The sequence below is a fragment of the Mesorhizobium sp. M7A.F.Ca.MR.148.00.0.0 genome, assembly GCF_003997735.1.
Classification (GTDB): Bacteria; Pseudomonadota; Alphaproteobacteria; order Rhizobiales; family Rhizobiaceae; genus Mesorhizobium.
In genome coordinates this window covers 1-10,340 of the sequence record NZ_RZTB01000155.1, presented here as the reverse complement: position 1 = coordinate 10,340, position 10,340 = coordinate 1, and the positions used below count along the sequence as shown (strand labels likewise).

7 protein-coding genes and 3 pseudogenes are annotated in these 10,340 nt (G+C 58.5%); 1 reads left to right on the top strand and 9 read right to left on the bottom strand.

The annotated features are described in order from the left end of the window. The 4 genes and pseudogenes from EOB49_RS30770 to EOB49_RS30755 form a co-directional block, all read right to left on the bottom strand. Nucleotides 1–991, bottom strand: a 991-nt coding sequence (locus EOB49_RS30770; RefSeq protein ID WP_164781866.1) for an ABC transporter permease, incomplete at its 3' end; no start/stop codon positions are given. 419 nt (nt 992–1,410) lie between these two features. Further along, nucleotides 1,411–2,766 (bottom strand): Glu/Leu/Phe/Val dehydrogenase, encoded by a 1,356-nt coding sequence (locus tag EOB49_RS30765; protein WP_164781867.1) that lies wholly within the window; start codon nt 2,764–2,766, stop codon nt 1,411–1,413. A gap of 266 nt (nt 2,767–3,032) precedes the next feature. Then, nucleotides 3,033–4,435, bottom strand: a pseudogene (locus EOB49_RS30760) (aspartate aminotransferase family protein). A gap of 13 nt (nt 4,436–4,448) precedes the next feature. Then, a pseudogene (locus tag EOB49_RS30755) lies at nt 4,449–5,937 on the bottom strand (NAD-dependent succinate-semialdehyde dehydrogenase). Nucleotides 5,938–6,260: 323 nt separating this feature from the next. Between EOB49_RS30755 and EOB49_RS30750 the strand changes: the two are divergent. Then, a complete protein-coding gene (locus EOB49_RS30750) occupies nt 6,261–6,785 on the top strand; it encodes a leucine zipper domain-containing protein (protein ID WP_127383200.1) in 525 nt (174 codons plus the stop codon). A 408-nt stretch (nt 6,786–7,193) separates the two neighbouring features. On the opposite strand, the gene EOB49_RS30745 is transcribed toward EOB49_RS30750, so the two are convergent. The 5 genes and pseudogenes from EOB49_RS30745 to EOB49_RS30730 all read right to left on the bottom strand — a co-directional run. Continuing rightward, nucleotides 7,194–7,433 (bottom strand): hypothetical protein, encoded by a 240-nt coding sequence (locus EOB49_RS30745; RefSeq protein WP_127383199.1) that lies wholly within the window; start codon nt 7,431–7,433, stop codon nt 7,194–7,196. 194 nt (nt 7,434–7,627) lie between these two features. Further along, nucleotides 7,628–8,347 (bottom strand): aspartate/glutamate racemase family protein, encoded by a 720-nt coding sequence (locus tag EOB49_RS30740; RefSeq protein WP_127383198.1) that lies wholly within the window; start codon nt 8,345–8,347, stop codon nt 7,628–7,630. Nucleotides 8,348–8,629: 282 nt separating this feature from the next. Then, nucleotides 8,630–8,776, bottom strand: a complete 147-nt coding sequence (locus EOB49_RS36645; RefSeq protein ID WP_164781865.1) for a hypothetical protein — start codon at nt 8,774–8,776, stop codon at nt 8,630–8,632. 88 nt (nt 8,777–8,864) lie between these two features. Next, nucleotides 8,865–9,530 carry a polysaccharide deacetylase family protein gene (locus EOB49_RS30735; protein WP_245472897.1) on the bottom strand — a complete coding sequence of 222 codons (666 nt, stop codon included), beginning with the start codon at nt 9,528–9,530 and terminating at the stop codon, nt 8,865–8,867. A 518-nt stretch (nt 9,531–10,048) separates the two neighbouring features. Beyond that, nucleotides 10,049–10,340 (bottom strand): annotated as a pseudogene (locus EOB49_RS30730) (ectoine/hydroxyectoine ABC transporter substrate-binding protein EhuB); the annotation flags it as partial.

Genomic DNA, 10,340 nt, shown 5'->3' with positions numbered 1-10,340 from the left:
CTCTTGGATCGAGAAGGCCGTAAGCAAGATCGGCTACGAGGTTCGCGATGACGATCGACGCACCAAGCAATAGGAATATGCCCTGAAGGACCGGGTAGTCCCGTGCATTGAGCGCCTCGACCGTCAGTCCGCCGATCCCCGGCCAGGCGAAGACAGCTTCGACAGTGATGGCACCGGCAACTACGTAGCCGAGATTGAGGGTGATTAAAGTTACGACCGGCAGCATTGCGTTGCGAAATGCATGCCGCATCAGCATCTGACCATTGGTCAGCCCTTTGGCCCGTGCCGTCACCATATAGTCCTCGGTGACTACGTCGCTCATTGCGGCACGAGCGACCACGACGTATTGACCGATCAGTCCAAGGGCCACCGCGGTGACCGGAAGCGCCAGATGCCGCAGGTAATCGAGCAATGAACCAAGGGAGCCGGTGATCGCGCCGGGAGAGTATGCACCGTAGCCCGGAAGCCAGCCCAATGACGTACTGAAGATCACCACCAAGAGCATCCCAAGCCAGAAAGATGGCGTCGAGTAGAGCGCCAGAGAGGCGCCAGTGGCGATATGGTCCACGGCTCCTCCCCTGCGCCAACCCGCATATAGACCAAGCATAACCCCGGATAGGATAGCGATGAATTGGGCTAGGCCGACCAGGGCAATGGTGGCCGGCAACCGCTCCAGGATCAGGTCAGCGACGCGCTGGCCCCTGAACTTAAAGCTGTAGCCGAAATCGCCACGGAGAGTTGCCGACAAGTAGTCGACCACCTGATCAGGGAACAGCGGCCGATCGAGGCCCCAGCTTTGGCGCTGCGCCTCGATTTGCTCAGGGGTCACGCTGATGCGTGCCCCACTAAGCAGAAGCGCGGAAGGATCGCCCGGAATGACTCTGAACAGGATAAAGTTGAGGATCGCCACCATCAGAAGCGTGACGACCGCCCTGACAAGGATGCTCCCAAGGCGCCGGCTCGTGCTGCCCGCCGCTACAGCGTTAGCCATCAAACTGGCCTAAGGCGATCAAACGGAAAGTAGCCCCACATCGACATTATATCCTCAGCCCCCCGCGATTTTCCGCTATCCTTGATGCCGGACGCTCAGTGCCCGCTTCGTAAATGTAGCAGCGTAAAATGGCCACTTACCGCTAATAATGCCCATCTGCGCAGAAAATCCGCGTTTTGCCCCGTCCACGCATATTTCCGGCGAGTTTCTAGTAAGGTCAGAGATTCCTCGCAACGTACTCCACGGGATTAGTCAACACGCGCGGGAGCGTCGTTCTAAGGACGCGGAATGACTGCAGCCCCAGCAGGTCTGCGCGGCAATGGAAACCCCCCAGCATGCTAAAATGGGAAGAGACCGCTCCGCGTGGCAACAATGATGTCTTTTGATTTCTGACGACACTCGGTTGTGCTCGATGACGCTCAGATCCCTAAGGCCTCATAAGCGCCGGCGATCTGTCGAATGGACGCGACATAGGCGGCTGTCCTGTAGTCGCCGAGTTCCGGCTGCTCCTCAAGGAGCTCGGCGATACGTGCCCAAGTGCTCCGCATGACGTCCTCGAGGCCGGACCGAACCAGATCAATCTCGGCGCCTCCTTCAAGAAATTCATCACGCATATCGGCGGGAAACGTATTGCCTGTCATGCGCTCGAGCGCTGTGGCGATCGTCTGGTTACGTCGCTCTCGCCGCCGTCTTTCCATTAAGCCGAATGGAATGTGGGTCAGGTTCTTCACCCATTCAAAATAGCTCACCACAACCCCGCCCGCGTTGACATAAAGATCGGGGAGGATCGTCACGCCTCGGGAGCGCAGCACCTGATCGGCCTCGAAGGTGATCGGGCCATTAGCGGCTTCGACAATGAGATGCGCTTTGATGCGCTCGGCGTTGTCGATGTGAATGGCATTCTCCATCGCGGCGGGGATGAGGATGTCGCAGGGCTCTTCCAGGCCCGTCATGTCGCCCGCGAAAGATTTGGCGCCGGCAAAGCCGAGAATGCTGCCTGTACGCAACTGATGCTGCTTCAGCGCCTCGACGGGAAGACCTTCGGGGTTAGCGACATATCCGTCGCGTTCGGCAACGACCGTGACGCGCGCGCCATCTTCCTCGGAGAGGAATTTGGCAGCGTGGTAGCCGACATTGCCAAATCCCTGGACAATGACGGACGCTCCCTTGAGGTCCCGCCGTCCAACTATTCCCCCGGTACGCGGATCGCGGAGATAGCTCTGAATGGCGAATTGCACGCCCCTCCCCGTCGCTTCGGTCCGTCCCGCAATCCCACCCTTGGAGAGCGGCTTCCCCGTCACGCAGGCGCGCGCGTTGATCACATCCACAGGATTGGCCCTGCGGAACTCGTCTGCCATCCAGGCCATTTCCCGCTCGCTCGTGCCCACGTCCGGAGCCGGCACATTGAGGCCGGGACCGATCAGACCGCGCTTTGTGAGTTCCTGTGTGAAGCGCCGGGTGATGCGTTCGAGCTCTTGCGGAGCCCATTCGCGCGGGTCGATCTTGAGCGCGCCCTTCGAGCCTCCGAATGGCACATCGACTAGCGCGCATTTGAGCGTCATCAGCGCCGCGAGCGCCTCCACTTCCTCGGCATCGGCATCAAGCGCGAACCGGATACCGCCTTTGACTGGCTCGCAATGTTCGCTGTGCACCGAGCGCCAGCCGATGAAGCTGTACATGCGGCTGCGCAGTCTCACACCGAACCGCACCGTGTAGGTCGAGTTGCACTGGATGATTCGCTCGGCCAGCCCCTCGGGCAGATCGAGAAACTTCATCGCATGTCGGAAATTCTGGTCAACGCTCTGCACAAAGCTCGTGGGAGAGGCTTGCAGCAGAACCGCGCTCTCCCGGGTCATCGCCACGCGCGCTTCGCCCGCATGAAGTTCTGGTGGTGCACGCAATTGAGATATCCTCTTTCAATTCACTGGGCGCCACGGCTTTGTAAAGCACTCGGCTAAGTGCCGTTGAGCGCGCAGGATCAATCAAACTGGCCTGCTTCCTGGTACTCACAGCCTGAGGGATTTTCGCCATCCATTTGTTTTTAGATGTTGTGCCCTTCCCGGACCAGCTCGTCCATGACCGCGCTCACCGCAGCTTCGGAAATGGAAACGATCTCATCGACTTCCTCCTTGGACGTAACTAGCGGAGGTGCAAAGCCCAGAATATCCCCATGCGGCATGGCTCGTGCGATAAGACCCCGATCGCGAGCAGCCTTGGAGATGCGCGCGCCGACCTTGAGACTTGGGTCGAACCCAACTTTCCTTTCCCGGTCGGCGACAAACTCAATCGCTCCCATAAGCCCGACCCCACGCACTTCACCGACGATGGGAAGCTGCGCAAAGGTCATCTTGAGTTGCCTTTGAAAATAGCCTCCGACTTCGCGCGCATTGCCTGGAAGGTTTTCTCGTTCAACTATATCGAGAACCGCGTTCGCAGCAGCGGCTCCGATCGGGTGACCGGAATAGGTGTAACCATGCGAGAATGCTCCGACGCGGTCGGCCCCTGCTTCAAGCACTTCATAGACCTTCTCGCCCACGATGGCACCGGACAGCGGGAAATACGCCGACGTGAGGCCTTTGGCGACGGTGATGAGATCAGGCTGAATCCCATAGTGCTGACAGCGGAACATCGAACCGGTACGGCCAAAGCCTGTAATCACTTCATCCGCGATCAACAGGACGTCGTGTTTTTCGAGGACTGACTGAATCGCCTCCCAGTAGCCAGCGGGAGGAGGTGTGATACCACCAGTCCTCAGGACTGGTTCTCCGATGAATGCACCCACGCTATCCGGCCCTTCCCGCTGGATGAGATAATCCAGCTCGGCCGCGCGACGCATTGAAAATTCCTGCTCTGGCTCACCTGGCTCAGCTCCCCAGTAGAAGTGGGGTACGCCGGTATGGAGAACTTGCGGCAGCGGAAGGTCCATGTGGTCATGATAGAAGCTCATTCCTGTCATCGAGCCGGACATGACACTGCAGCCATGATAGCCGCGCTCGCGCGATATGATCTTTTTCTTGTTCGGCTTGCCGCGAAGATTGTTGTAGTACCAGACGAGCTTGGCCTGCGTCTCGTTCGCGTCGGAGCCAGACATGCCGTAGAAGACTTGCTCATCTTGCCGGGCGCCATCTTCACTAGGCGGTCAGACAAAATTGCGAGTTCGTCGGTCGTGTGTGCGGCGTAGGAATGATAATAGGCGAGACGGTAAGCTTGGCGAGAAATCGCCTCAGCGATATCGGTGCGGCCATAGCCGACGTTAACGCAATAGAGGCCAGCGAATCCGTCGATGAGCTCGATGCCATGCGCATCCTTGATGCGGATGCCCTTGCCAGTCTCTACGATCGTCGGCTCACCAAGCTTGCCGGTAGCGAAATCCTTGAGCTGGGTGAATGGATGCAGGACGCTGCTTCTGTCCTTTTCGCCAATTTCCCTGATATTGATCGTCATTGGGCACATCCTCTCAAGCCGCAAGATTTCCAACGCACGTGTATTTTGGTTCCAGATACTCGGCGAGACCGTGCCTGGAGCCTTCCCGGCCAAGGCCGGACTGCTTCCACCCGCCGAACGGGATGGGCGCCCCAGTGAATTTTGAGGTGTTGACCGCAACCATGCCGTATTCGAGCCGGTCGGTGAGCCGCATCGCGCGGTTAAGGTCTCGAGTGTAAATATACGCGGCAAGCCCCATCTCCGAATTGTTGGCGCGTGCAAGCACCTCCTCTTCGTTGTCAAAAGGCAGGATCGCAGCCACAGGCCCGAAGGTCTCCTCTTTGGCGACCCGCATGTCGTCGGTCACATCGGCGAGCACGGTCGGCATCACGAAGTTCCCACCAAGAGGGTTATCCTTGGCCCCGGCTACCATTCGAGCCCCGGCCGAAAGGGCCTCGGAGATCTGCTGCCTGCATTTTTCGGCGACGGACGACCTGGTCATCGGACCAATGTCGATCCCAAGCTCCAACCCGTGCCCGACTTTCAGTTTTCTCGTGGCCTGGGCGAAATCTTCTACAAAACGATCATAGACTCGCAGCTGAACGTAAATCCTGTTCGCTGCCAGACAGTCCTGGCCGGATGTAGCGAACTTGGCTGCCATGCAGCCCGCGACCGCGGCTTCCATTGGCGCGTCATTGAAAAGGATGAAGGGAGCATTGCCGCCAAGTTCGAGTGAAGCTTTCTTCACAGTCCTTGCAGACTGCTCGAGCAGGATCCGGCCGACCTCGGTCGAGCCCGTAAAAGAGAATGCCCGCACGTCGTTATGCTCCAACAGCCGCTTGGCAAGTGGCGGAGCTTCGCCTGTGATCACCTGAAAGACGCCTGCGGGGATGCCCGCTTCCTCGGCAAGACGGGCAAGCGCAAGCGCCGAAAGAGGCGTTTCTGGGGCTGGCTTCACGATCATGGTGCAGCCAGCCGCCAGCGCGGCCCCAGCCTTTCTGGTAATCATCGCCGATGGAAAGTTCCATGGCGTGATAGCGACCGTCACTCCGATGGGCTGCATCTGTACGGTTAATCGACTTCCGGGCAGATGGCTGGGGATGGTTTCGCCGTAGGCCCGCTCGCCCTCCGCTGCAAACCAGTCAAGAAAGCTGGCGGCATAGGAAAGCATAGGAAATTTCGCCGCGAGCCTCGGCGATCGGTTTGCCTTGCTCCGCGGTCATGATCACGGCCAGGTCTTCCGCGTTTTCGCGCATCCCGGTCGCCCACATCCGCAGGTATGCGCCCCGTTCTGAAGGAAGTTTGTCGCGCCATCTCAGGAATGCCGTTCTCGCGAAAAAGACCGCATCGTCCACATCTGCCATTTCGCAGGCTGCTACCTGAGCCAACTCTTCTCCGGTAGCAGGATCCACCACTGCGAGCGTTTCCGGCTTCGAGAGCCAAGTGCCATTAACATGAGAGCGTTTTTGCAGAAGGTCGGGCCGTCTGAGGCCCTCCAGTGCAGCGCTTGCGGTGCCTTCCATCTTTGACTCCAGGTCGAGCGTTCGATTACATCAAACTACCGGCCCAACAGCGGCGATCGACAGCGCAATTACAAACTTCAAAGCCCTTCTCCTGCAAAAATGGAGACGCCTCCGAATTTTTCCTTCGTTGAGACTGAAGTCCGGCCCTAATTCGAAAAACGGGACTGATGAAGAGAAAGCGATTTTGTAACCAACCGACCGGCGGTTCTGCGTGAGCAGGAGTCGGGAGCGCAGGTGTAGCCATGAGCTTTCCATAGGTTGTCCATCAGGTCCGGACAGGGAAAGCTGTGGTTGTCGAAGCTTCAGGGATTCTCGGAGGACCGATGAACATCCATAAGAATGCCCGGCTGACGCCACTCGGTCGAGAGCGAATTGTAAGGCAGGTCGAGAGCGGGCATACGCCGGAGGCCGTCGCCGAAGCCGCAGGCGTCTGGCCGCGGACGGTTCGCAAATGGGTCGACCGATATCGCCGCGAAGTTGGCCGGGATTGCAGGATCGCTCGTCTTGCCCTCATCGGCTGCGACGGCCGACGCCTGGGCCGATCATCGACACAATCGAACGTCTGCGACGCGAGAAGTGCTCCGGCGGAGGATTGCGGCGGAATCCACCGCTTCTACCAAATACTCGACGCGCTGGCCGACCCACCACCCCAACCACGCCGACGCCACGGATGGGCCGAGGATTACGATCCTCCCTCGATTCACCGAATCAACGCGGGGTGCACTCGGGCAACCGACACTGGATCGAAAGAACCGCCTTTTCGATCCGGGCTCGCCGACCTGCTGGGTAGCGCCTCGTGGAACCCGTCCAGTCGTAACCGGACGGCGAGGCCGACAGCCAGACGGTAGCGTGCGGCACGGAACCAACCTTGGTCGATCCGTAAAGCTGATCCTGCCAGGCGAACCCAGTACTGCTCAACACAGGCGGATCTTGTCAATCGATTGGTCGCTAGGCTATCAGACAGGTTATGGCGAACGACGGATGAACGAAGTCACGGACTACACCATGCCGAATTGGCCGGCGACGGTTCGATTGCGATCACGTTACTGTCACAACCGCGACGAGCCAAAGCCAAACGCGCGACTTTTCTTCAACAGTGGGGTGATTGGGATCAGCCCCCGAGCTGAAATGAGGGCGGCTGCTCCTGTCGTGAAAACGTGATCGATGTAAATCGCCACAAATCATCACGAAGGATGCCATGAAGTATTTTGCTGGGCTGGACGTCTCTATCCGTGCACCACGAGGCCGGACAGCCCTCACGTCACGAGCATAACCGCAGCCGTATGGATGCGATGGCCGTTGAACGTCGGCACCGAATAACAAAATAGCGGCGGCGTCGTCGCTTCTAAAACGTGGCGCTGCTCGGAAGCCAGACCTTCCGGTCGCGGCCTTGGCCGAGGGTGCGGCGCACTTGCCTTCTGGGCTTCCCGATAGACGATATCCTGCCGCTCGGCGACCGCAATTGCTCCAGTTCCTGTCGTGATCTCGTGCTCCACCCCAACTCGCCGCCGGCTCACATGCGCCGCGAAGTGGAACGGGCGGCAGAAAGCCGCCCCGAGCCGGATAGCCGTTCGGGCCGATTCGCCGGGCGGACCAACCACTGGCGGGAGGCACAGTGGGCCGCCAGCGCAACGCGATCGTCTAAAAGTCAGATTTGAACTCGACAAAGTTTCAACTGGGACTCCTGCTATTAAGACATCCCGATAGGATTTTCAATCGCATCGACACTCCAAAGCCGCCCGACCCCTTCGGTCCCTCGGTAACCACCGATCCGGCAGGCATGCCACACGGTCGCCTGGTTGGCGGTGATCACGGGCTTGTCGAGAGCACGCTCGAGCGCTGAGATGGCAGAGTATGTCACAAGGTTCGTACAAGCAAGGACGATGGCCTCAGCCTGAGGGACATCGACCTCGTTGGCGAGTCGCACAATACCCTCGGATTCGAGCTCGCCTATTCCTCCCTCCAGTCCAAGGCTGCGGCTGGACAGCGGCTCCAGCCCGGCTTCTGCGAGGTAGCGCACAAACTGTGCGGTTGTTTCCGGAAGATAAGGCGCACCAAGCGCAAGCTTGCGCACGCCTAGACTGCGGCAGGCAGCCACCAGGGCGCTGGACGTTGATGTCCCCGGTGCGTTAGCGGCGCGAGAAATCCTGTCGATGATTGAGCGATCACCTGCGTGCCCTTTTTCAAAGCTGGCCGAGGTGCATGCGTAAGCGATCGCCGCGGGTCCAATGGGCCGCAAGAGCTGCGCGGCTTGGTCAAGGTCGCCATCATTGACGAGCGTGGTGGCCGGGGTTTCTGGAAAAAATATCCTTGTCACGTGCATCGTCGCATGAGGCGGGGCGAACTGCCAGAACTCGCGGTCGTGAACTCCGTCGGAAGGGTAGAGTATGCCAATCCGCAAGTGGTCCATCTCAGTGCCCTCAGCCAATACTCGATCTCTTGTTAATCAGTAACCGTTTTCGCGAATGTAGTAGCAATACGGGCCGCCTTTGCGCAAATCACCACTGATGAACGCAGAACACCGGCGTTTTCTTGCCTCGTGCATAAAGAAGACGACTTGCTGCTGCGGATCGGAACTAAACTGGTCGGATAATCCAAATCATTTGCCAAATTGGGGGTTAAGAGCCTTGAGCGACACGGCACGACGCCCCCGCTGGATGGCCGCCGAGAAGGTGGCCATCGTCAACGAAACCTACGAGCCAGGCGTCACGTCAGTCTGTTCGTCCGCCGGCACGGCATTGCTCCAGAACCAGCTCTTCCACTGCGAAAGCTGGCCGCCCAAGGTGCCCTGACGGTCGCTGGACGTAACGTGGCGGTCGAAGGAGATGTTCTTTGACATTAATTTCGTCCATGCTTGGGCGTTTCACCAAAAACTGGTCGGGTTCCTCTTGCAGCAGGCCGGCATTGCAGATTTTGCTTGCATGTGTTCAGAGGCATGAGGCCGCATGCTTCGCTACCTGATGATGAGTGGCGAACCAAACGTCGCCTTTTGCTTTAGCGCATCGAACTAGTTCTTCTACGATCCAGACCCTTGAGCGATATCCGATCACGTGCGGATGCAGAGTTAGCTGGAATAATTCGGCGTCTTGATACGCCCCTTCAAACTCTCGAATGAATACAGATAGTATCGCGTCGAGAGACATGTTTGGTCGCAACGAATCATCAGGACTCATCCAAAGATAAGTTGCATCGTCTCGAATCCACTCTACTGGTAACTCAATGACTCCTGTTGGTTTTTCGTCTTCCAGAAACTCATAGCAACTATCATAGGCCATAAGTGATGTGTCGTATGTCAATCGCCTCTCAAGTATAATTTGGAGAGTGCGTCGGAATAGTCCCACGATGGAGTTCGGATCCGTCGGGCGTTTTGAAGCGATTTTTTCAAGGACGTCGGCGCTCCTCATCATCAAAGAACGCTCGCTCTCCACGCTCAGTTCGGAGTTCAGCTCATGTATCCAGCCGTGCATCCCGATTTCATGGCCTCCACCGACAACCGCGCTTTGCTCGTCTGGATACAGTTGAGCGATTACAGCGGGAATGAAAAAGCTCGCTGGTACGTCGAATTTTCCTAGGAGCTCCAAAACCCGAGGCATCTCCCGTCGGCTCCCGTATTGACCCCAGGATAATCTACACAGGGACTGCCCTCCCCTGCGCAATTCGTTCGACTCGTGATCGACGTCGAACGAGATAGCGAAGGCACAGCGTTTGCCGTCGGGCCACGTTGGTCTTAGTGCCTTGCCCGCTCTGACTTTGTTTACGCGCCGCCGCCATGGCTTTCAGACCATTCCCAGGGATTGACTACGGTTGAATTGGGCACTTGGCTGCTCCTGAACGGTATCCCCATCGACGTTCCGCGGAACAATTCGATATATCCCAACCAGCGTGGCGGCCAACGGGGCGAGACCCGGATCAGGCCGACAATCAGCCCTGCACGATCGCCGCGAGAGATGCCCCGAGGGTCACGATCAGGGTGATCGCAACGCCTCTAGCCAGCCGCGGACGCTGAAGCCGAGCGCGAGTTCCTTCACGTCTGTGCCCTCCCGCTGGACGCCCCCCCCCGGCGTCAAGCCGGGGAGGCGAGTGAGGTTCATGAACGTGAATTCCGCCAGATCTAGTCCTTGCAGAGTTCCGCTGTCGTGGTACCGTCCGGCAGGTTGGTTTTGCCGTAGCCATATTTGCCGACCATCTCCATCATCTCGTCGGAGCCGATATAATCCTTCAGCGCGGCGTTGAAGGCATCGACTTCCGCCTGCTGGTTGGGTAGGAAGGCGAGGCCGGGATAACCGGAGGGGGAGGACGAGGTGTATGGATCGGCCAGCTCGATGCTGTCGTCCTCGTCGGCAAATTTCTTCAAAGTGAAGTAGTCGCCGCCGCCACTGGCGGCGCGTCCAGCCTTCACAGCC

Bases quoted from the DNA above. Each gene is read 5' to 3' on its own strand.
- EOB49_RS36645 (WP_164781865.1), bottom strand. From the start codon at position 8,776: ATGTCAAAGAACATCTCCTTCGACCGCCACGTTACGTCCAGCGACCGT.
- EOB49_RS30750 (WP_127383200.1), top strand. From the start codon at position 6,261: ATGAACATCCATAAGAATGCCCGGCTGACGCCACTCGGTCGAGAGCGA.
- EOB49_RS30735 (WP_245472897.1), bottom strand. From the start codon at position 9,530: ATGCCTCGGGTTTTGGAGCTCCTAGGAAAATTCGACGTACCAGCGAGC.
- EOB49_RS30765 (WP_164781867.1), bottom strand. From the start codon at position 2,766: ATGAAGTTTCTCGATCTGCCCGAGGGGCTGGCCGAGCGAATCATCCAG.
- EOB49_RS30740 (WP_127383198.1), bottom strand. From the start codon at position 8,347: ATGGACCACTTGCGGATTGGCATACTCTACCCTTCCGACGGAGTTCAC.